Origin of the sequence: Streptococcus oralis (assembly GCF_001579175.1) — a bacterium.
In the GTDB taxonomy this organism is placed as follows: Bacteria; Bacillota; Bacilli; order Lactobacillales; family Streptococcaceae; genus Streptococcus; species Streptococcus oralis_O.
This window is the reverse complement of record NZ_KQ970763.1, coordinates 18258-40544: the sequence shown is the minus strand read 5'-3', so window position 1 is coordinate 40544 and position 22287 is coordinate 18258. Positions and strand designations below refer to the sequence as shown.

At 42.8% G+C, this 22287-nt stretch carries 23 protein-coding genes, 1 tRNA gene and 1 pseudogene; 24 read left to right on the top strand and 1 reads right to left on the bottom strand.

Going from position 1 to position 22287, the window contains the following annotated elements; all coding sequences use genetic code 11:
* The first annotated feature begins 72 nt into the window (after window positions 1-72).
* The 6 genes from SORDD24_RS10475 (at window position 73) to SORDD24_RS10450 (ending at window position 6516) form a co-directional block, all read left to right on the top strand.
* Window positions 73-156: transfer RNA gene (locus tag SORDD24_RS10475), tRNA-Leu, on the top strand.
* 180 nt (window positions 157-336) lie between these two features.
* The gene (locus SORDD24_RS10470) at window positions 337-1614 is read left to right on the top strand and encodes a glutamate-cysteine ligase family protein (RefSeq protein WP_061410178.1); all 1278 of its coding nucleotides are present in this window, start codon (window positions 337-339) and stop codon (window positions 1612-1614) included.
* Window positions 1615-1689: 75 nt separating this feature from the next.
* Window positions 1690-3174, top strand: a complete 1485-nt coding sequence (gene thrC, locus SORDD24_RS10465; protein WP_061410177.1) for a threonine synthase — start codon at window positions 1690-1692, stop codon at window positions 3172-3174.
* A 60-nt stretch (window positions 3175-3234) separates the two neighbouring features.
* A complete protein-coding gene (locus SORDD24_RS10460) occupies window positions 3235-4515 on the top strand; it encodes an MATE family efflux transporter (protein ID WP_061410176.1) in 1281 nt (426 codons plus the stop codon).
* A 3-nt stretch (window positions 4516-4518) separates the two neighbouring features.
* Window positions 4519-5139: an HAD family hydrolase gene (locus SORDD24_RS10455; protein WP_061410175.1), complete on the top strand. Its 621-nt coding sequence runs from the start codon at window positions 4519-4521 to the stop codon at window positions 5137-5139.
* Between the two features lie 165 nt (window positions 5140-5304).
* Window positions 5305-6516, top strand: coding sequence for a LysM peptidoglycan-binding domain-containing protein (locus SORDD24_RS10450; RefSeq protein ID WP_061410173.1), 1212 nt, complete (start codon window positions 5305-5307; stop codon window positions 6514-6516).
* A 178-nt stretch (window positions 6517-6694) separates the two neighbouring features.
* Here SORDD24_RS10450 and SORDD24_RS10445 read toward each other — a convergent pair whose 3' ends face one another.
* Complete coding sequence (locus SORDD24_RS10445) at window positions 6695-7552, bottom strand: DUF975 family protein (RefSeq protein ID WP_061410171.1); 858 nt, start codon at window positions 7550-7552, stop codon at window positions 6695-6697.
* A gap of 116 nt (window positions 7553-7668) precedes the next feature.
* Between SORDD24_RS10445 and tgt the strand changes: the two genes are divergently transcribed.
* From tgt to SORDD24_RS10355, 18 genes and pseudogenes are all read left to right on the top strand, one after another.
* Complete coding sequence (tgt, locus tag SORDD24_RS10440) at window positions 7669-8811, top strand: tRNA guanosine(34) transglycosylase Tgt (RefSeq protein WP_001285249.1); 1143 nt, start codon at window positions 7669-7671, stop codon at window positions 8809-8811.
* A gap of 101 nt (window positions 8812-8912) precedes the next feature.
* A complete protein-coding gene (locus SORDD24_RS10435) occupies window positions 8913-10730 on the top strand; it encodes an acyltransferase family protein (protein ID WP_061410169.1) in 1818 nt (605 codons plus the stop codon).
* A 140-nt stretch (window positions 10731-10870) separates the two neighbouring features.
* Complete coding sequence (gene nagA, locus SORDD24_RS10430; protein WP_061410167.1) at window positions 10871-12022, top strand: N-acetylglucosamine-6-phosphate deacetylase; 1152 nt, start codon at window positions 10871-10873, stop codon at window positions 12020-12022.
* A gap of 151 nt (window positions 12023-12173) precedes the next feature.
* Entirely contained in the window at window positions 12174-12539 is a 366-nt protein-coding gene (locus tag SORDD24_RS10425) for a DUF1033 family protein (protein ID WP_061410165.1), read from the top strand.
* Window positions 12540-12603: 64 nt separating this feature from the next.
* Window positions 12604-13545, top strand: coding sequence for a competence type IV pilus ATPase ComGA (gene comGA, locus SORDD24_RS10420; protein WP_061410164.1), 942 nt, complete (start codon window positions 12604-12606; stop codon window positions 13543-13545).
* Window positions 13493-14509 carry a competence type IV pilus assembly protein ComGB gene (gene comGB, locus SORDD24_RS10415; RefSeq protein ID WP_196757302.1) on the top strand — a complete coding sequence of 339 codons (1017 nt, stop codon included), beginning with the start codon at window positions 13493-13495 and terminating at the stop codon, window positions 14507-14509. Before comGA ends, comGB begins: the two co-directional genes overlap by 53 nt.
* A gap of 1 nt (window position 14510) precedes the next feature.
* Window positions 14511-14834, top strand: a complete 324-nt coding sequence (gene comGC / locus SORDD24_RS10410) for a competence type IV pilus major pilin ComGC (protein ID WP_061410162.1) — start codon at window positions 14511-14513, stop codon at window positions 14832-14834.
* Complete coding sequence (comGD, locus tag SORDD24_RS10405; protein WP_061410160.1) at window positions 14797-15231, top strand: competence type IV pilus minor pilin ComGD; 435 nt, start codon at window positions 14797-14799, stop codon at window positions 15229-15231. Before comGC ends, comGD begins: the two co-directional genes overlap by 38 nt.
* Window positions 15194-15496 carry a competence type IV pilus minor pilin ComGE gene (gene comGE, locus SORDD24_RS10400; protein ID WP_196757301.1) on the top strand — a complete coding sequence of 101 codons (303 nt, stop codon included), beginning with the start codon at window positions 15194-15196 and terminating at the stop codon, window positions 15494-15496. Before comGD ends, comGE begins: the two co-directional genes overlap by 38 nt.
* The gene (comGF, locus tag SORDD24_RS10395; RefSeq protein ID WP_061410158.1) at window positions 15459-15920 is read left to right on the top strand and encodes a competence type IV pilus minor pilin ComGF; all 462 of its coding nucleotides are present in this window, start codon (window positions 15459-15461) and stop codon (window positions 15918-15920) included. The genes comGE and comGF overlap by 38 nt, the downstream gene beginning before the upstream one ends.
* Window positions 15898-16311 carry a competence type IV pilus minor pilin ComGG gene (comGG, locus tag SORDD24_RS10390; protein ID WP_061410156.1) on the top strand — a complete coding sequence of 138 codons (414 nt, stop codon included), beginning with the start codon at window positions 15898-15900 and terminating at the stop codon, window positions 16309-16311. Before comGF ends, comGG begins: the two co-directional genes overlap by 23 nt.
* Window positions 16312-16343: 32 nt before the next feature.
* Entirely contained in the window at window positions 16344-16934 is a 591-nt protein-coding gene (locus SORDD24_RS10385) for a class I SAM-dependent methyltransferase (protein ID WP_061410154.1), read from the top strand.
* A gap of 58 nt (window positions 16935-16992) precedes the next feature.
* Window positions 16993-17946, top strand: coding sequence for a class I SAM-dependent methyltransferase (locus tag SORDD24_RS10380; RefSeq protein ID WP_061410152.1), 954 nt, complete (start codon window positions 16993-16995; stop codon window positions 17944-17946).
* A 50-nt stretch (window positions 17947-17996) separates the two neighbouring features.
* Window positions 17997-19187 (top strand): acetate kinase, encoded by a 1191-nt coding sequence (locus SORDD24_RS10375; RefSeq protein ID WP_000167798.1) that lies wholly within the window; start codon window positions 17997-17999, stop codon window positions 19185-19187.
* A 160-nt stretch (window positions 19188-19347) separates the two neighbouring features.
* Window positions 19348-19719, top strand: a complete 372-nt coding sequence (gene rnpA / locus SORDD24_RS10370; RefSeq protein ID WP_061410150.1) for a ribonuclease P protein component — start codon at window positions 19348-19350, stop codon at window positions 19717-19719.
* The gene (locus SORDD24_RS10365) at window positions 19694-20521 is read left to right on the top strand and encodes a YidC/Oxa1 family membrane protein insertase (protein ID WP_196757300.1); all 828 of its coding nucleotides are present in this window, start codon (window positions 19694-19696) and stop codon (window positions 20519-20521) included. The genes rnpA and SORDD24_RS10365 overlap by 26 nt, the downstream gene beginning before the upstream one ends.
* A 14-nt stretch (window positions 20522-20535) precedes the next feature.
* Window positions 20536-21522: an RNA-binding cell elongation regulator Jag/EloR gene (jag, locus tag SORDD24_RS10360; protein WP_061410145.1), complete on the top strand. Its 987-nt coding sequence runs from the start codon at window positions 20536-20538 to the stop codon at window positions 21520-21522.
* 51 nt (window positions 21523-21573) lie between these two features.
* Window positions 21574-22197, top strand: a pseudogene (locus SORDD24_RS10355) (HI_0552 family protein).
* The last annotated feature ends 90 nt before the right edge of the window (window positions 22198-22287 follow it).

Genomic DNA, 22287 nt, shown 5'->3' with positions numbered 1-22287 from the left:
GCCAAGCGGTAAGGCAAGGGACTTTGACTCCCTCATGCGTTGGTTCGAATCCAGCTACCCCAGTTACTATTTGCCGGCGTGGCGGAATTGGCAGACGCGCTGGACTCAAAATCCAGTGTCCGCAAGGACGTGCCGGTTCGACCCCGGCCGCCGGTATAGTATGAAAGACAAGGTTTTCGGACCTTGTTTTTTGATTTAGTGAAGATTTTGATATTTTTCTTTAAGTACAGATAACTGAAGAATCATTTTTTTCTTATTCTAGTCATTTTTAGTGTATTTTTGGTATAATATTACTTATTCACAATTTATTTTGATTATGAAAGAGTTTGGTGATTAATGTCTCGGTCTGTTGAATTACTAAAGAAACGTTACTTAAAGAATATAAAAGAGAATCCTGATTTATTTATTGGTATTGAGTTAGAATATCCTATTGTAAATTTAGAGGGTAAAGCTACAGATGGTGAAGTTGTTAAGGATCTCTTTCGGTATTTACCATCAGTTCTGGGTTTTACGATCGAAAAAGTAGATGATTTTGGAAATCCAATTCAGTTACTTGATCCAGTTAGCCAAGATACTATCTTATTCGAAGTCTCCTATATAACTATCGAGTTTGCCTTTGGTAGGGCGGAATCCATCCAAGAGGTTGAAGTGCGTTTTCGAGATTACATGATTCTGATTCAGAAAAAGTTGGGTGAGGCAAATCATGCCATTATTGGTTCTGGAATCCATCCATACTGGGAGAAGAATGAGAATCAACCGGTTGCTTATGCACGCTATCAGATGTTAATGAACTATTTGAAGTTGAGTAGAACTTTTCTAGGGGCGGATTTACACGATTACCCGGAATATGGTGCTTTTATCTGTGGAAGCCAAGTTCAATTGGATGTTTCAAAGTCTAACTATTTGCGTGTTATCAACGCATTTACTCAGATCGAAGCTGCAAAAGCTTATTTGTTTGCCAATTCTGAGTTTTCAGGGGCAGATTGGGATACCAAAATTTCGAGAGATATTTTTTGGGAAGAATCTATGCACGGGATTTATCCTGAAAATGTAGGCGTCAATGCCAGACTCTTCAAAGATGAGAATGATTTTTTTGATTACCTAGATCATTCTGCAATCTTTACTGCGGAACGTGATGGCGAAACCTATTATTTTTACCCAATTCGAGCAAAAGATTACTTAGGGACTCCGGAAATTCACGCCTTCGCCCTTAATGGGGATGAGGTGTTGATTCATCCTCAGGAGGAGGATTTCCAAACTCATCGTAGTTACCAGTACCAAGATTTGACAACTCGAGGTACTATTGAGTTTCGTAGTGTCTGTACGCAACCCTTGAATCGTACTTTTGCTGCGACGGCTTTTCATTTGGGTTTGTTGGTTAATTTAAACAAGTTAGAAGCTTACTTGCAATCTGCACCATTTTTAACCACATTTGGTCGTGATTATAAGTCATTGAGGCGACAATTTTCTAAGAAAATGCTCACAGTTGAGGAAGAAACTGCAATTGTCGAGTTTTCAAAAGGCTTACTCCTTCTAGCTGAGGAAGGTCTGGAGAAGAGAGGTAAGCAAGAAATGACCTACTTACAGCCTTTGAAAGAAGAATTGGGCCTATAATTTCTCTGATAAAGGGAGAATTTTCTGAAAAATCATGATATAATGGAAGAGACTATAGATAAAGGATAGAGATTCATGACATTAGTTTATCAATCAACGCGTGATGCGAAAAATACAGTAACTGCCAGCCAAGCTATTTTGCAAGGTTTGGCGACGGACGGTGGTCTCTTTACCCCAGTTACTTATCCAAAGGTCGATTTGGACTTTGACAAATTAAAAGATGCTTCTTACCAAGAAGTAGCTAAGCTTGTCCTGTCAGCATTTTTGGATGACTTTACAGCAGAGGAGTTGGATTACTGTATCAACAATGCCTACGATAGCAAGTTTGATACTCCAGCTATTGCGCCATTGGTGAAATTGGATGGGCAATACAACTTGGAATTGTTCCATGGTTCAACGATTGCCTTTAAGGATATGGCCTTGTCTATCTTGCCATACTTTATGACGACGGCCGCTAAAAAGCATGGTTTAGAGAACAAGATTGTCATTTTGACAGCGACATCTGGTGATACTGGAAAAGCGGCTATGGCAGGGTTTGCGGATGTACCTGGTACTGAGATTATCGTCTTTTATCCAAAGGATGGTGTCAGCAAGGTACAAGAGTTGCAAATGACTACTCAGACTGGCGGCAATACTCATGTTATCGCTATTGATGGAAACTTTGACGATGCGCAAACAAACGTGAAGCATATGTTTAATGATGTGGCTCTTCGTGAAAAATTGGCTGCCAATAAACTGCAATTTTCATCAGCTAACTCTATGAACATTGGTCGTTTGGTACCACAGATTGTTTATTATGTTTATGCCTATGCTCAGTTGGTCAAGACTGGTGAGATTGTGGCTGGTGATAAGGTCAACTTCACAGTACCAACAGGAAACTTTGGAAATATCTTGGCTGCCTTTTATGCTAAACAAATTGGTCTGCCAGTTGGCAAATTGATCTGTGCTTCAAATGACAACAATGTCTTGACAGACTTCTTTAAAACACGTGTTTACGATAAGAAACGTGAGTTTAAGGTCACAACTAGTCCATCTATGGATATCTTAGTATCTTCAAACTTGGAGCGTTTGATTTTCCATCTTTTGGGGAATGATGCGGTTAAGACAGCTGAACTCATGAACGCCTTGAGTACACAAGGACAATATGAGTTGACTGATTTTGATTCTGCTATCTTGAACCTCTTTGCAGCTGAGTATGCGACTGAAGCGGAAACAGCAGCAGAAATCAAGCGTGTTTATGAGGCAGATGCTTATATTGAGGACCCTCATACAGCAGTTGCTTCGGCCGTATATAAAAAATACCAAGCGGCGACAGGTGATGTGACTAAGACCGTGATTGCTTCAACAGCTAGTCCTTATAAATTCCCAGTAGTTGCCGTAGAAGCTGTAACAGGAAAATCAGGCTTGACAGACTTTGAAGCCTTGGCTCAATTACATGAAATCTCAGGAGTGGCAGTGCCACCAGCAGTTGATGGCCTAGAAACGGCTCCAGTTCGTCATAAAACAACAGTGGCAGCTGCTGACATGCAAGCAGCGGTTGAGGCTTATCTAGGACTTTAAGACAGAGGAAGTAAACTCGGTTGGGAAACCAACTGAGTTTCTTTTCATCAGGAGGACAGAATGTTTAGGAAAAATAAAGACATTCTCAACATTGCCTTACCCGCTATGGGCGAAAACTTTTTGCAGATGCTCATGGGCATGGTGGATAGTTACTTGGTCGCTCACTTGGGCTTGATCGCTATTTCGGGTGTTTCAGTGGCTGGCAATATTATCACCATTTACCAGGCGATTTTCATCGCTCTGGGGGCTGCTATTTCCAGTGTTATTTCAAAAAGCATGGGGCAGAAAGATCAGTCCAAGCTAGCTTATCATGTGACTGAAGCGCTGAAGATTACCTTGCTACTGAGTTTGCTTTTAGGGGCCTTGTCTATCTTTGCTGGGCAAGAGATGATTGGACTTTTGGGGACTGAGGAGGCTGTGGCTGAAAGTGGAGGACTCTACCTTTCTTTAGTGGGTGGTTCGATTGTTCTTTTGGGTTTGATGACCAGTTTTGGGGCCTTGATTCGTGCAACTCATAATCCGCGTCTCCCCCTCTATGTTAGTCTCTTGTCAAATGCCTTAAATATTCTTTTTTCAAGTCTAGCTATTTTTGTCCTTGATATGGGCATAGCGGGTGTTGCTTGGGGGACTATCTTGTCTCGATTAGTCGGTCTTGTGATTCTGTGGTCGCAATTAAAGCTGCCTTTTGAGAAACCGACTTTTGGTTTAGATAAGGAACTATTGACTTTGGCTTTGCCAGCGGCAGGAGAACGTCTCATGATGCGAGCTGGAGATGTAGTAATCATTGCCTTGGTTGTTTCTTTTGGGACGGAGGCAGTAGCGGGGAATGCAGTCGGAGAAGTCTTGACCCAGTTTAACTATATGCCTGCCTTTGGCGTCGCTACGGCAACAGTCATGCAGGTGGCTCGAGCAGTTGGAGAGAATAATTGGGAAAGAGTCGCTAGTTTGAGCAAACAAACCTTTTGGCTTTCTCTGCTTCTCATGTTGCCCTTAACTTTCAGTATCTATGCCTTGGGGACACCACTGACTCATCTCTATACGACGGACCCTGTAGCAGTCGAGGCGAGTGTTTTGGTGGCACTGTTCTCTCTACTAGGAACCCCCATGGCGACAGGGACAGTTATATATACGGCAGTTTGGCAGGGTTTGGGGAATGCTCGTCTCCCCTTTTATGCGACAAGTATCGGTATGTGGTGTATCCGAATCGGGACAGCTTATCTGATGGGTATTGTTCTTGGTTGGGGCTTACCTGGTATTTGGGCAGGGACTCTCTTGGATAATGGTTTTCGATGGTTATTTCTACGCTACCGTTACCAGCGTTATATGAGTTTGAAAGGATAGGAGATGCAAAAAATAGCCTTTATTTGGGATTTAGACGGAACCTTATTGGACTCTTACGAAGCGATTTTGTCAGGGATTGAGGAAACCTTTGGTCAGTTTTCTATTCCTTATGATAAGGAGAGCGTGAGAGAGTTTATCCTCAGGTACTCTGTGCAGGATTTGCTGGAGCAGGTGGCAGAAGAGCGAAAGCTGGATGCGAAAGTGCTCAATCAGGTGCGTGCCCAGAGTCTAGCTGAGAAGAATGCCCAGGTAGTTTTGATGCCAGGTGCGCGTGAAGTGTTGGCTTGGGCAGAACAAGCAGGGATTCAGCAGTTTGTTTATACTCATAAGGGAGACAATGCTCTTACTATTTTAAGAGACTTGGGGTTGGAGTTCTATTTCACAGAGATTCTAACCAGTCAGAGTGGTTTTGCACGCAAGCCTAGTCCAGAAGCGGCGACATATCTGTTAGACAAATATGAGTTGGATCCTAGGACTACCTATTATATAGGGGATCGGACTTTGGATGTGGAATTTGCCCAGAATAGTGGTCTTCAAAGCATTAACTTTTTAGAGTCATCTTATGAAGGGAATCAGAAGATTCAAGCACTAGCAGATATTCCTTATATTTTTGAGGATAAGTAACGAGAAGAGTGTGTCAGTTCTGTGACAGAAACCTAACAAACTATTTCAACTGATCGAGTTTGTTACAAGGAATGGTCAGTTCTGTTAAATAGGCCCGAGAGGGCTTTTTTTCTGCTTTTTTTGTGTTATGATAGACAGGTACTCATTTGAAAGGAATGTGAAAGAATGAAGAAAAGAATTATTTTAGCCTCAACAGTAGCCTTGTCTTTTGCGCCAGCATTGGCAACTCAAGCGGAAGAAATTGCATGGACAGCACGTACCGTTGAGCAAATCCAAAATGACGTGACGAAAAACGAGAACAAAAACAGCTATACAGTTCAGTATGGTGATACCCTGAGCACGATTGCAGAAGCTTTGGGAGTAGATGTGACAGTTCTTGCTAATTTGAACAAGATCACCAATATGGACTTGATTTTCCCAGATACTGTCCTCACTACAACTGTCAATGAGGCAGAAGAGGTGACGGAAGTTAAAATCCAGACTCCTCAAGCAGATGCTAGTGAAGAAGTGACGACTGCGACAGCTGATTTGACGACCAACCAAGTAACCGTCGATGAACAAACGGTTCAAGTAGAAGACCTTTCTCAACCAATTGAGGAAGCTCCAACTGCAACCGAGACGGAAAAACCAGCAGAAGTAGCGCCAAGTTCAGAAGTTTCTGAGACAGCGACAGTTGCTGAAGAGACACCATCTACAGAAACATCTGTAGCTGAAGAAACAGCTGAAACGACTCCAGCGGAAGCACCAGTAGCAGAAACAACTAGTCCAGTTGAAGAAGCTCCACAAGCAGCGACTCCAGCTACCGAAGAAACGGCAGCAACAACTCCAGCAGAAGCACCAGTAGCAGCTGCGCCGGCAACTGAAACGCCTGCTGATACAACAGGAACAAGTGCAGCAGAAGAAACAGCAGCATCAACAGCAACTTCTGACACTGCAACTTCAACTTATCAAGCAGAGCAAAGCCAAACTCCTTCAAGAACGTATTCGGCTCCAGCGGCTCCTGACTATGCAGGACTTGCTGTAGCTAAGTCTGAGAATGCTGGTCTTCAACCACAAACGGCAGCCTTTAAAGAAGAAGTAGCCAACTTGTTTGGCATCACATCCTTTAGTGGTTACCGTCCTGGTGACAGTGGGGACCATGGAAAAGGTTTGGCCATCGACTTTATGGTTCCAGTGAGTTCAGCACTCGGGGATCAAATTGTAGAATATGCAGTCAAAAATATGGCTAGCCGTGGCATTAACTATATCATCTGGAAACAACGTTTCTACGCTCCATACGATAGTAAATATGGACCAGCCTACACTTGGAATCCAATGCCAGACCGTGGTAGCGTAACCGAAAACCACTATGATCACGTTCACGTTTCAATGAACTAATCATTAAAATGGAAGTTGGGAACTGATTGAGTTCCCGCTTCTTTTTTGTGTGTCTTCCTTCAGGATAATAAGAAGATTATTCTGAAGCAAGGTGGACCCGCTATTTTGACTCTGCTGAGTATGTTGCTTTTTAAATAAGAAACCCAGCGTCTTTCAGGACACTGGGTTTTGTAGATTCTTATCCATTTCGACGTTTACGGGCTAGTAGGGCTCTGTAAAAGAAGATGTGATTGTTTTGGATATAGGGAAGGATTGAAAAACTAGCAATTCCAAAAGTGATCCAATTGAGGAAGTACCAAGGGAGTAGTTGTAGGTCGAGGACAAAGCGCTGGAATTTGTAACCATTCATCAAGAAACGGCTTGTTTTCAGGATTTGACTGGGTTTAGCCTGCCCTAAATCTAGAGTGTCGCAGAGGAGGAATTCTACCTGCGAGTAGGCGTAATGTTGCGGGATATAGAGGGCATTTCCTACAATCATCAAGATGAGGCTCGCGAAAAAGTAGAGACCAAAGGTCATAAGGAATTGCTCCGTTTCAACGGATGAGAGGTCTAGTTTTGGAAATTCAGGATGTAGGGCGACAAATCTCCGAGCCAAGAGATTGCTATAAAAAAGAAAATAAACGCTTACTAGGTTTGGGATACTCCATAAAAAGAGGTAGAAGCGTTTGAGGAGGAGGGTCAGGAAAGTTTGCGAGAAGCGCTCTTCAGTAAAAAGGGCCAGGCTTGATTTTGCTGAGAGTTCCGTATCAGGATCCTTGAGGAGTCGGAGTGTCGCAAAAGCAGCACCTGCTAGAAAAATAGCGCTCATAAAAGAAACCACTAGCGGGAAGAGATAGGCTTGGAGAACTTGTGTCAGCATGCTGAAAAAGGATTGCTCTAAAACACTTTCTTGGAGACGAGCCAAGGGGTTGAGAAAGCCTGACAAGATGACCAGCATACTAGGAAGGAGATAGACCAGAAGGAGGCGGGGATTTTCAGCCTGAAATTGCCTAGCCTGCAGACGAATAGTTTTTAAATCAATTTTTGGGTATTTCATTCTCTCATTATACCATAGTTCGTGACAGTTCCAGCTTTTTTTGATAAAATCATACAGTATGCCTTTGGGCGCAAAGTATGAACTGGGACTGTTTTTCCCAGCTTCGGAGGTAAGAAATGTCAGATTCACCAATCAAATACCGTTTGATTAAGAAAGAAAAGCACACGGGAGCTCGTTTGGGGGAGATTATCACCCCACACGGAACCTTCCCAACACCTATGTTTATGCCAGTTGGTACCCAAGCGACCGTTAAGACTCAGTCGCCTGAGGAGCTCAAAGAGATGGGCTCAGGGATTATTTTGTCTAATACTTATCACCTTTGGCTTCGTCCGGGTGATGAACTCATTGCACGCGCCGGTGGTCTCCACAAGTTCATGAACTGGGATCAGCCTATCTTGACAGATAGCGGTGGTTTCCAGGTCTATTCACTCGCTGATAGCCGTAACATCACCGAAGAAGGCGTGACCTTTAAGAACCACCTCAATGGGTCTAAGATGTTCCTGTCGCCAGAAAAAGCTATCTCAATTCAGAACAATCTGGGCTCAGACATCATGATGTCCTTTGACGAGTGTCCTCAGTTTTACCAGCCGTATGACTATGTGAAGAAATCCATCGAACGAACCAGCCGTTGGGCAGAGCGTGGTCTAAAAGCCCACCGTCGTCCACAGGATCAGGGGCTATTTGGAATCGTGCAGGGAGCGGGATTTGAAGACCTTCGTCGCCAATCTGCTCACGACCTTGTGAGTATGGATTTCCCGGGCTACTCTATCGGTGGTTTAGCAGTTGGGGAGACTCACGAAGAGATGAATGCGGTCTTGGATTTCACAACCCAACTTCTCCCAGAAAATAAACCTCGCTATTTGATGGGTGTGGGAGCGCCAGATAGCTTGATTGATGGGGTTATTCGTGGTGTGGATATGTTTGACTGTGTCTTGCCGACTCGTATCGCTCGTAACGGAACTTGTATGACTAGCCAAGGTCGTTTGGTTGTCAAGAATGCCCAATTCGCTGAAGACTTTACGCCACTGGATCCTGAGTGTGATTGCTACACATGCAAGAACTACACACGAGCCTACCTTCGTCACTTGCTCAAGGCTGACGAAACCTTTGGCATCCGCTTGACTAGCTACCATAATCTCTACTTCTTGCTCAACCTCATGAAGCAGGTTCGACAAGCCATCATGGACGACAATCTCTTGGAATTCCGCGAGTATTTTGTAGAAAAATATGGCTACAATAAGTCGGGCCGCAATTTCTAAAATGGAATTTATAGAAGCTAAAAAATCCTGCGTTTTCTCGTAGGATTTTTCTTCTTTTTTTGATAGAATAAAGTGTATAACGAAAGGGAGAATTAACTCGTATGCGCATTAAATGGTTTTCCTTGATTAGGATTACAGGTTTACTACTGGTACTCTTGTACCACTTCTTTCAGACCATCTTTCCTGGAGGCTTTTTCGGGGTAGATGTCTTTTTCACATTTTCAGGATTCTTGATTACCTCTCTCCTCTTGGAAGAGTTTGGTAAGAAAAGCCAGATTGATTTGCTGGGCTTTTTTAAGAGACGGTTTTACCGTATCGTACCACCTGTGGTTTTGATGGTTTTGGTGACCATGCCCTTTACTCTCTTAGTTCGTCAAGACTATGTTGCAGGTATTGGCGGTCAGATTGCTGGAGTTTTCGGCTTTGTGACCAACTTCTATGAAATGCTTACGGGGGGCAGCTATGAATCTCAGTTCATTCCCCACCTTTTTGTTCATAACTGGAGTTTGGCTGTTGAGGTTCACTACTACATCCTTTGGGGTTTGGCTGTCTGGTTCTTGTCTAAACGATCAAAATCTAGTAGTCAGTTGAGAGGAACCGTCTTTCTCCTGTCTGCGGGAGCATTCATCCTTAGCTTCTTCTCTATGTTTATTGGTAGTCTCATGGCTAGTTCTTATTCGTCTGTCTACTTTTCAAGTCTAACCCATGTCTACCCTTTCTTTTTAGGAAGTATCCTTGCGACAGTTGTGGGAGTTCGTCAGACGACTGATTTGGTCAAACAATTTGATCGAATGTGGAATCTTCGTCAGAATCTACTGGTGTTTGCCGCGGGGCTTTTGGTATTAGTACTCTTGACCTTCTTTGTTAAGTTTACCTACCTGTTCGCTTACTTGTTTGGTTTCTTACTTGCCAGCTTAGCAGCCGTGGTCATGATTTTCGCTGCGCGTGTCTTGCATGAGAAGACTCCAGAGATACAAGAACCTAGGATAATCATCTTTCTAGCGGATACCAGCTATGCGGTTTATCTTTTCCACTGGCCTTTCTATATTATCTTTTCTCAGTTGATGAGTAATCTGCCTGCTGTTATTCTGACGATCATCTTTTCTTATTTCTTTGCTATCCTATCCTTCTATATTATTGAGCCATTGATTGCCGGTAGGACCAATCCCTTCATTAGGAAAATCAGCAAATTGCCTCATATCAAATCTATCAGTGCTTCTAGTGTGGGAATCCTTGGAGCGATTGCTTTGGTGATTACTATTGTATCTCCCCAAGTTGGAGCCTTTGAGACAGACTTGATGGTCAATGGTTTCAAACAAGCCCAGACCAATATAGGACAAACAAAGACTCTTGCTGAACAAGCTGAACTGAGTCGTCTAGGAATTTCTGATGGAACAAGCCTAATAGGAGATTCGGTAGCCTTGCGTGCCAATACAGCCTTACAAGAGGCACTTCCTGAAGCAAATATCAATGCCCAGGTTAGTCGAACGACCAAGCAAGCCAACGATATTATGCTCAATAACAGTCAGAACAAGGCGTTGCTAAAAACAGTTGTCATTGCAACGGGAGTCAATAATCCTGAAGGCTATAAGAATGACTTGGACAGCATCGTGAACAATCTACCGAAAGGACACCATCTGATACTGGTGACACCTTATGAGGGAGATAAGAGTAAGGACACTTACACATCAGTGGAGCAGTATGCGGCTTATGCGCGGGAATTAGCTGAAAAGAATCCTTACGTGAGCATCGCTGACTGGAATAAAGTTGCTAAGGAACACCCTGAAATCTGGGCTGGAACCGACCAAGTTCACTTTGGAAATGATAGCAACATGATTGAAGAAGGTGCTAAACTTTACGCAGAGACGATTGCAGCTGCTGTTAAGGCTGCTCAAGAACTACCTGTGAAATCAAAATAAGATCAAAGAGTTGGAGAAATCCAGCTCTTTTAAAATATCTCCAGAAAATAGGTCTATACCATTTACAAATGAAAAAGAAAGGTTTATAATGTAATTGACATAATAAATTCTAGAAACAATCTATCAAGGAGGTTATCATTATGCCTAATTATATTAAAGCGGATCAGTTTTTCTATCCACACGGAGTTCGTCGTGGCGGCTACTTGGAACTTGTGGATGGTAAGTTTGGAAAGCATGTAGAAGAGATTTCTGAAGGCGCTGACGTCATTGACTATACAGGCTACAGCATTGCTCCAGGACTTGTGGATACCCACATTCATGGATTTGGCGGTGTGGATGTCATGGATAATAACATCGAAGGAACGCTTCATACCATGAGTGAAGGGCTCCTCAGCATGGGAGTAACGAGCTTCTTGCCAACTACTTTGACTTCTTCTTATGAGCAATTGCTCGCAGTAACAGAAAATATCGGTGCCCGTTACCAGGAAGCAACTGGAGCCAAGATTCGTGGTATCTATTTTGAAGGTCCGTATTTCACAGAGAAATACAAGGGAGCTCAAAACCCTGCCTACATGAAAGATCCTCGTATGGATGAGTTTCGTGCTTGGCAAAAAGCAGCAAATGGCTTGCTCAATAAAATCGCCCTTGCGCCAGAACGTGAAGGTGTAGAAGACTTTGTTCGTACGGTTACGGGCGAAGGTGTGACGGTTGCTCTTGGTCACTCAGATGCAACATTTGACGAAGCTAAAAAGGCAGTCGATGCTGGGGCTAGTGTTTGGGTACATGCCTACAATGGGATGCGTGGTTTGACTCACCGTGAACTCGGTATGGTTGGAGCCATGTATCAATTACCTCATACCTATGCAGAGTTGATCTGTGACGGTCACCACGTGGATCCGAAAGCCTGCGAAATCCTTATCAAACAAAAAGGAACAGAAAATATTGCTCTTATCACAGACTGTATGACAGCTGGTGGATTGGAAGACGGTGACTACATGTTGGGAGAATTCCCAGTTGTCGTTGCAAATGGAACTGCTCGTCTCAAATCTACTGGAAACTTGGCGGGTTCTATTCTCAAGCTCAAAGACGGTTTGAAGAATGTGGTTGACTGGAACATTGCCTCTCCACATGAAGCAGTCATGATGGCCAGCTTCAACCCAGCAAAATCTGTTCACATTGATGATGTTTGTGGCCAAATCCGTGAAGGCTACGATGCTGACTTTATCGTGCTAGATAAAGATTTGGAATTGGTAGCTACCTATCTAGATGGTGTGAAACGTTATCAAGCATAAGATGATAAAATAGGAGTCGGCAAGGGACTCCTATTTTTATGATAGTCTCAAAATAGGTTTTAATAAGTTTCTCTGATAGGGCACTTAAGCAAAATTCTTTCCTTGTTTTGAAAAATTCGTTATAATATACGGTACAAAGGAAGTAGTGAAAATGTATCGTGTTATAGAAATGTATGGGGACTTTGAGCCTTGGTGGTTCATGGAAGGTTGGGAAGAAGATGTCATCATGAGTCAACGGTTTGACAAGTACTATGATGCTCTAAAATATTACAAAACTTGCTGGTTTGAGTTAGAAAGCAAAACTCCCTTCTATAAGAGTCGGAGTGACCTTATGACCATTTTTTGGGATCCTGCGGACCAGCGTTGGTGTGATGAGTGTGATGAGTATTTGCAACAATATCACTCCCTCCTCCTTCTCGAAGACGAAGGCATCATACCCGATGAAAAACTACGCCCAGGTTATGAAAAACAAACAGGTCAAGAAAAGCACCGTTCTTGCCGTATAAAATTGAGATAAAAAAGCAACTTTTAAAAGTTGTTTTTTTATTTTTTTTGCGAATAGTCTAGATAAGGAGGGAGCTATGGTACAAGAAATTGCACAGAAAATTATTGCGACTGCGAAAGAAAAGAAGGCTCAGGATATCTATTTCATTCCCAAGGAGGCTACTTATGAACTTCATATGCGAATTGGTGATGAGAGGTGTCTAATTGACTCCTATGATTTTGAGGTTTTAGCTGCAGTGATTAGTCATTTCAAGTTTGTGGCGGGTATGAATGTAGGAGAAAAACGCCGCAGTCAGCTGGGCTCTTGTGACTACCAGCATGGAGAGAAGGTGTCTTCTCTGCGCTTGTCAACCGTAGGAGATTATCGGGGACATGAGAGTTTGGTCATTCGTTTGTTGCACGACGAGGAAAGGGAGTTGCGCTTTTGGTTTCAGAATCTAGCGGAGTTAGGAGAGCAGTACAGGCAAAGGGGGCTCTACCTTTTTGCCGGTCCAGTCGGCAGTGGCAAGACGACCTTGATGCACGAATTAGCTAAGTCCCTCTTTAAGGGACAGCAAGTTATGTCTATCGAAGATCCTGTCGAAATCAAGCAGGACGACATGCTCCAGTTGCAGTTGAATGAGGCGATTGGACTGACCTATGAAAATCTGATCAAACTGTCTCTCCGACATCGCCCAGACCTCTTGATTATCGGTGAAATTCGGGACAGTGAGACGGCGCGTGCAGTGGTTAGAGCCAGTCTGACAGGGGCGACGGTCTTTTCAACCATTCATGCCAAAAGTATCCGAGGTGTTTATGAGCGCCTTCTGGAGTTGGGTGTGACGGAGGAGGAACTAGCAGTTGTTCTGCAAGGCGTCTGCTATCAGAGATTAATCGGGGGAGGAGGAATCGTTGACTTTGCAAACAAAGACTATCAAGAACACCAGCCAACTAGCTGGAATGAACAGATTGACCAGCTTCTTAAAGATGGACATATCACAAGTCTTCAGGCTGAAACGGAAAAAATTAGCTACCGCTAAGCAGAAGAAAATTATCACCCTGTTTCATAATCTCTTCTCCAGTGGCTTTCATTTGGTGGAAATTATTTCTTTTTTGGGCAGAAGTGCCCTGCTGGAAAAGGACTATGTGGCCCAGATGCACCAAGGCTTATCCAAGGGAAAATCTTTCTCAGAAATGATGAACAGCTTGGGTTTTTCAAGTGCTATTGTGACCCAGCTATCCCTGGCTGAAGTTCATGGAAATCTCCACCTGAGTCTGGGGAAGATAGAAGAATATCTGGACAATCTGGCCAAGGTCAAGAAAAAATTAATCGAAGTGGCGACTTATCCCTTGATTTTGCTGGGATTTCTCCTGCTAATCATGCTGGGGTTGAGGAACTATTTGCTCCCTCAACTAGATAGTAGCAATATTGCTACCCAAATCATCGGTAATCTGCCACAAATTTTTCTGGGAATGGTAGGGTTTGTTTCCATACTCGCCCTTTTATCCCTCACTTTCTATAAAAGAAGTTCCAAGATGCGCGTCTTTTCTATCTTAGCACGCCTGCCCTTTCTGGGAATCTTTGTTCAGACCTATCTGACGGCCTATTACGCGCGTGAATGGGGCAATATGATTTCGCAGGGGATGGAGCTGGCGCAGATTTTTCAAATCATGCAGGAACAAGGCTCTCAGCTCTTTAAAGAAATCGGTCAAGATCTGGCTCAAGCCCTGCAAAATGGTCGTGAATTTTCTCAAACCATAGCAACCTATCCTTTCTTTAAAAAGGAGTTGAGTCTCATCATCGAGTATGGGGAAGTCAAGTCCAAGCTGGGGAGTGAGTTGGAAATCTATGCAGAAAAGACTTGGGAAGCCTTTTTTACTCGAGTCAACCGCACCATGAATTTGGTGCAGCCACTGGTTTTTATCTTTGTGGCCCTGATTATCGTTTTACTTTATGCGGCAATGCTCATGCCCATGTATCAAAATATGGAGGTAAATTTCTAAAATGAAAAAAATCAAGACAAATTTAAAAAAAGCCAAGGTTCAAGCCTTCACTCTGGTAGAAATGTTAGTCGTCCTTTTAATCATCAGCGTACTCCTCTTGCTCTTTGTGCCCAATTTGACCAAGCAAAAGGATGCCGTAGATGACAAAGGAAAAGCTGCTGTTGTCAAGGTCGTGGAAAGCCAGGCAGAGCTTTATCGTCTGGACAAGAATGAAGATGCTAGTCTTAGCAAATTACAAGCGGACGGTCGTATCACAGCTGAGCAAGCCAAAGCTTATAAAGACTACCATGCAAAACAAAAAACAAGTCAAACTGTTGCAGATTAAGGCCTTTACCATGTTTGAAAGCCTCTTGGTTTTGGGACTTGTGAGTATCCTTGCCTTGGGCTTGTCCGGTTCTGTTCAGTCCAGTTTTGCAGCGGTGGAGGAGCAGATTTTCTTTATGGAGTTTGAAGAACTCTACCGTGAAACGCAAAAGCGTAGTGTAGCTAGTCAACAAAAGACAAATTTGAGCATAGACGGACAGACGATTAGCAATGGCAGTCAAAAGTTGACAGTTCCCAAAGGAATTCAAGCACCATCAGGACAGACGATTCACTTTGACCGAGCTGGTGGGAATAGATCTCTGGCTAAGGTTGAATTTCAGACCAGCAAAGGAGCAATCAGCTATCGATTATATCTAGGAAATGGAAAAATTAAACGCATTAAAGAGACAAAAAATTAGGGCAGTGATTTTACTAGAAGCAGTAGTGGCTCTGGCCGTATTTGCCAGTATTGCAACCCTTCTTTTGGGACAAATCCAGAAAAATAGACAAGAAGAGGCAGAGATCTTGCAAAAAGAGGAAGTCTTGCGTGTAGCTAAGATGGCCCTGCAAACAGGGCAAAATCAAGTGAAGGTCAATGGAGTGGAGATTCAGGTGTTTGCTAGCGAAAAAGGATTGGAGGTCTACCATGGTTCAGAGAAGTTGCTCGATCTTAAAGAGCAGTAAGGTAAGAGCTTTCACTCTTTTAGAATCTCTGATTGCCCTTATCGTCATTAGCGGAGGCTTGCTCCTCTTTCAGGCTATGAGTCAGCTCCTCATTTCAGAAGTTCGTTACCAGCAGCAAAGCGAGCAAAAGGAGTGGCTCTTGTTTGTGGACCAGCTAGAGGCTGAGTTAGAGCGTTCGCAGTTTGAGAAGGTGGAAGACAATCGCCTCTATATGAAGCAAGACGGCAAGGCTATCGCTATGGGCACATTCAAATCGGATGATTTTCGAAAAACGGATAGCAGTGGACGGGGTTACCAGCCAATGGTTTATGGACTCAAATCAGCTCAAATTACAGAGGAAAATCAATTGGTTCGCTTTCGTTTCCAATTTCAAAAGGGCTTAGAAAGGGAGTTCATCTATCGTGTGGAAAAAACAAAAAGTTAAGGCAGGCGTTCTTTTATATGCAGTCACCATGGCAGCCATTTTTAGCCTTTTGTTGCAGTTTTATTTGAATCGGCAAGTTGCCCATCACAAAGACTATACCCTAAACAAAGAAAAGTTGGCAGCTTTTGCCATGGCCAAGCGAAGTAAAGATAAGGCTGAGCAAGAAAGTGGGGAACGAGTCTTTAACCTAGGAAAAGTCACTTATCAAAATACCAAAACAGGTTTTGCAACAAGTGTTCGTATGAATAAGGGCAACTATGAATTTCTCTTTCCTTCGATGAAAGCCAAGGAAAAGAAAACGGATAAAAAGCAACAGCTAGCGACTGATTCAAATCCAAAACAAAATCAACAAAAAACAGAAGAAAAACCTGAAAAGAAAGCCAATTCCTAGGCAATTCAACTTCTTTGTGTTACACTAAAAGCATGAAACACGATTTTAATCACAAAGCAGAAACCTTTGATTCGCCCAAAAATATCTTTCTTGCAAATTTGGTTTGTCAAGCAGTTGAAAAACAGATTGCTCTTCTATCAGACAAGGAAATATTGGACTTCGGTGGTGGGACGGGTCTATTAGCCTTGCCCCTGGCCAAGCAGGCCAAGTCGGTTACCCTAGTAGACATTTCAGAGAAAATGCTGGGGGAAGCCCGTTTGAAAGCAGAGGACCAAGAAATCAGGAATCTTCAACTCTTGGAGCAGGATTTACTGGTGAATCCTTTGGACCAGCAATTTGATCTGATTGTTGTCAGTCGGGTTCTTCATCATATGCCTGATCTAGACGCGACCCTTGCCATGTTTCACCAACACCTTAGGGTGAAGGGACAAGTCCTCATTGCTGATTTTGTCAAGACAGATACCAACCACCACGGATTTGAATTGGCTGAACTGGAAACCAAACTCGACCAGTTTGGTTTTTCGAGCATTGACAGTCAGATTCTTCATAGTGCTGAAGGTCTTTTCCTAGGAAATTACGCAGAGCTCTTTTTAACTGTAGCCCAAAAATCACTCGCTGACTAAAGCAGTGATTATTTCTCTTCAGATGGAAAAAATAGGGGAATTTTGATAAGATAGGAATATGGATTTTGAAAAAATTGAACAAGCTTATACGTATTTACTAGAGAATGTCCAAGTCATCCAAAGTGATTTGGCGACCAACTTTTATGATGCCTTGGTAGAGCAAAATAGTATCTACCTAGATGGCGAGACCGAGCTAGAGCAGGTCAAGGAGAACAATCAAGCCCTTAAGCGCTTAGCCCTTCGCAAGGAAGAGTGGCTCAAGACCTACCAGTTTCTCTTGATGAAGGCAGGGCAAACGGAGCCTTTGCAGGCTAATCACCAGTTTACGCCGGATGCCATTGCCCTCCTCTTGGTACTTATTGTGGAAGAGTTGTTTGATCAAGAGGAAATTAGCATCCTCGAAATGGGTTCTGGCATGGGGATTCTGGGCGCTACTTTCTTGACTTCTCTTGCTAAAAAGGTGGATTACTTGGGAGTCGAAGTGGATGACTTGCTGATTGATTTGGCAGCCAGTATGGCAGATGTGATTGGTTTGCAAGCTGGTTTTGTCCAAGGAGACGCCGTTCGTCCGCAAATGCTTAAAGAAAGCGACGTGGTCATCAGCGACTTGCCTGTTGGCTATTACCCAGATGATGCCATCGCTTCACGCTATCAAGTGGCTTCTAGTCAAGAGCATACCTATGCCCACCATTTGCTGATGGAACAAGGTCTCAAGTACCTCAAGTCAGATGGCTATGCTATTTTTCTGGCTCCGAGTGATTTGTTGACCAGCCCCCAAAGTGATTTGTTAAAAGCTTGGCTCAAAGACGAAGTCAGTCTGACTGCTATCATCGCCTTACCAGAGGATATTTTTTCAACGGCCAGTCAGGCCAAGAGTATTTTTGTCTTACAAAAGAAAAGAGACAAGGAAACAGAACCCTTTGTCTATCCTCTAACAAGTCTGCAAGATCCGTCAGTATTGTTGACCTTTAAAGAAAATTTTCAAAATTGGAGCAAAGGTACTGAAATATAAGGTAGATTTTGTTATAATAGATGAAAACGCTTAAAAAGGGGTATCATGTTATGACAAAAACAATTGCAATCAATGCTGGAAGTTCGAGTTTGAAATGGCAACTATACCAAATGCCAGAAGAAACAGTATTGGCGAAAGGCTTGATTGAACGTATCGGCTTGAAGGATTCGATCTCAACTGTAAAATTCGACGACCGTTCTGAAAAACAAATTCTTGATATTGACGATCACACACAAGCCGTTAAAATTTTATTGGATGATTTGATTCGTTTCGATATCATCAAATCTTATGATGAGATTACAGGTGTTGGACACCGCGTTGTAGCTGGTGGTGAATACTTCAAGGAATCAACGGTCGTTGAGGGCGATGTTTTAGAGAAAGTCGAAGAGTTGGGACTTTTGGCTCCTCTCCACAATCCAGCCAACGCAGCAGGAATTCGTGCATTCAAGGAATTGCTTCCGGATATTACTAGCGTTGTTGTGTTTGATACCTCATTCCACACAACCATGCCAGAGAAGGCTTATCGCTATCCTCTACCAACTAAATACTACACAGAGAACAAGGTTCGTAAATACGGAGCCCACGGGACAAGTCATCAGTTTGTAGCTGGAGAAGCAGCAAAACTTTTGGGACGCCCTCTAGAAGATTTGAAATTGATTACCTGTCACATCGGTAATGGTGTTTCGATTACGGCAGTTAAGGGCGGTCGTTCGGTTGACACTTCTATGGGCTTCACACCGCTTGGTGGAGTGATGATGGGAACTCGTACAGGAGATATTGACCCAGCTATCATCCCTTATTTGATGCAGTATACTGAGGACTTCAACACGCCAGAAGATATCAGTCGCATTCTCAATCGTGAATCAGGACTCATGGGTGTTTCAGGCAAGTCAAGTGATATGCGTGATATCGAAGCAGCTGTAGCAGAAGGTAACCACGATGCGAAATTGGCTTATGAAATCTATGTTGACCGTATCCAAAAACACATCGGTCAATACCTTGCTGTCCTAAACGGAGCAGACGCAATCATCTTTACAGCAGGTGTTGGTGAAAATGCAGTAAATTTCCGTCGTGATGTTATTTCAGGCATCTCTTGGTTTGGATGTGATGTAGATTCAGAGAAGAACGTCTTTGGCGTAACTGGAGATATCTCAACAGATGCAGCATCTGTTCGTGTCTTGGTTATCCCAACTGATGAAGAATTAGTGATTGCGCGTGATGTGGAACGTTTGAAAAAATAAGCTGTTTTAACATTTTATTGAGCAAATAATAGAAGAAAAGAAGGTTGGAAAACGTAGTTTCCCACCTTTTTTTATGGAGAAAATCTCTAAAACCTTGCTGTTATTGGCTTTTTGGAAAAATATGGTATAATAGTAGTAATTTAATAGATGGAGTTGAGTTTTGAAGAAAAACTTTCGTGTAAAAAGAGAGAAAGATTTTAAGGCAATTTTCAAGGAAGGAACAAGTTTTGCCAATCGAAAATTTGTTGTCTATCAATTGGAAAACCAGCAAAACCATTTTCGAGTAGGACTGTCCGTCAGCAAAAAGCTGGGGAATGCAGTTACCAGAAATCAAATTAAGAGACGAATCCGACACATTCTACAAAGTGTAAAAGAGAGTTTGGTAGAGCATGTCGATTTTGTCGTGATTGCCCGAAAAGGGGTGGAAACCTTGGAATATGCAGAGATGGAGAAAAATCTACTCCACGTATTAAAGTTATCAAAGATTTATCAGGAAGGAAATGGGAGTGAAAAAGAAACTACAGTTGACTAGTTTGTTGGGCTTGTCCTTGTTTATCATGACGGCCTGTGCAACAAATAGTACAGCTAGCGATATAACGGCAGATTCGACAGATCTTTGGAGCAAATTTGTCTATTTTTTTGCTGAAATTATCCGCTTTTTGTCCTTTGACATTAGTATCGGAGTGGGGATTATCCTCTTTACAATCCTGATTCGTACGATTCTATTACCAGTCTTTCAGACTCAGATGGTTGCCTCTAGAAAAATGCAAGAGGCTCAACCGCGCATCAAGGCTCTACAAGAACAATATCCGGGTCGCGATATGGAAAGTAGAACCAAGCTAGACCAGGAGATGCGGAAGGTCTATAAGGAATTGGGGGTCAAACATTCGTCCTCTATTTGGCCGATTCTAATACAAATGCCGGTCCTCTTGGCTTTGTTCCAAGCCTTGAGTCGAGTGGATTTTTTAAAAACAGGGCACTTCTTATGGGTGAACCTAGGGGGAGTAGACACAAGCTTTATCCTTCCGATTTTGGCGGCAGTCTTTACCTTCTTGAGCAGTTGGTTATCAAATAAGGCCTTGCCTGAAAGAAGTGGAGCTATGACAGGGATGATGTACGGGATGCCGGTACTGATCTTTATCTTTGCCATCTCTGCGCCTAGTGGAGTTGCCTTGTACTGGACAGTATCCAATGCTTATCAAGTTTTGCAAACCTATTTCTTGAACAATCCTTTCAAGATTATTGCTGAAAGAGAAGCAGTAGTCCAAGCAGAAAGAGATTTAGAAGGCAAGAAGAGAAGAGCCTTGAAGAAAGCACAGAAAAAGAAAAAATAAGGAGGAATCTGGTAATGGTATTATTTACAGGTTCAACGGTTGAAGAAGCAATCCAAAAAGGGTTGAAAGAATTAAATATTTCAAGAATGAAGGCCCACATCAAGGTCGTTTCAAAAGAGAAAAAAGGTTTCTTGGGCTTGTTTGGTAAGAAGCCAGCTCAAGTTGATATCGAAGCAATCAGTGAAACAACAGTGATTAAAGCCAATCAACAGGCTGTCAAAGGTGTTCCAAAAGAAGTCAATGAAAAGAATGAGCCAGTGAAAACCGTCAGCGAAGCGACTGTTGATTTGGGATATGTGGTTGAAGCCATCAAGAAAATTGAAGAAGAAGGTCAAGGTGTCTCTGAAGAGGTCAAGGCTGAAATCTTGAAAAATGAAAAACATGCCAGCACGATTTTGGAAGAAACAGGTCATATTTCAATTTTAAATGAACTGCAAGTAGAAGATGCTACTGAGGAAGTTAAGCCTGCTCCAGAAAAAGAAGCTGAAACGCAAGAAGTAGCGAGCCAATCGTTGGAAGATTTGGGCTTAAAAGTAGAGCCAAGTTATGATACCGAACAAGTGGCAACAGAAGTAGCTAGCTACGTTCAAACCATTGTGGATGATATGGATGTTGAAGGTACGATTTCGAGCGACTACAATCGTCGTACCATCAATCTTCAAATTGACACCAACGAACCAGGTCGTATTATCGGCTATCATGGAAAAGTCTTGAAGGCCCTTCAACTCTTGGCACAAAATTATCTTTATAATCGCTATTCAAGAACTTTCTACATTACGATTAATGTCAATGATTATGTTGAACACCGTGCAGAAGTGTTACAAACCTACGCTCAAAAATTAGCGACTCGCGTTTTAGAGGAAGGTCGTAGCCAGCAAACAGACCCAATGTCAAATAGCGAACGCAAGATCATCCATCGCATTATTTCACGCATGGATGGGGTGACTAGCTATTCTGAGGGTGATGAGCCAAATCGCTATGTTGTCGTGGATACAGAATAAACAAAATCAGGCTTGACCTGATTTTTTGTTAGAAAAAAGGAGAAGAGACAGATGATGGAAACCATCAGAAATTATCTATCTTACGCGGGGATCCAGTACCGTAATCCAGATAAGGCTGGAGATGAACGAGAGAAGATGCTGGAATTGCGCCACAAGGGCCAGGAGGCTCGTAAGGCTTTTACAAATCTAGCCAAGACCTTCCAAGCAAGTCATCCAGAATGACAACTACAACAGACTAGTCAGTGGATGAATCAAGCGCAGCGCTTGCGACCACATTTTTGGGCCTATATACAGAGAGAGGGGCAGGTGACAGAGCCTATGATGGCGCTGCGTTTGTATGGAACACCTGCTGACTTTGGAATTTCTTTGGAAGTCAGTTTCATCGAGCGTAAGAAGGATGAGCAGACGCTGAGCAAACAAGCCAAGATTTTAGATATTCCACCAGTAGAAGGTGTTTATTACTTAGTCTACTCAAATGGGGAAAATTATAAGATGGAGGCTAATGAAGAAAATCGTCGTACTTTACGCGAGAAGGTGATAAGTCAGGAAGTCCGTAAAGTTTTGGTTAAGGCAGATGTTTCTTTTATTGAAAATCAAACATTAGAAGTGATCTTAGAAAAATTAGAAGAAGTCTATGATTGCTTGCTGCCTTACTATGAAGCGACAAGGATCTAGAAGGATTAGGTGAGTTGTTTTATATTAAGTTGTTTTATTGCTATTCTATGCATTTTTTCATATAATAGTAAAATAGGATGTGTGATTCAT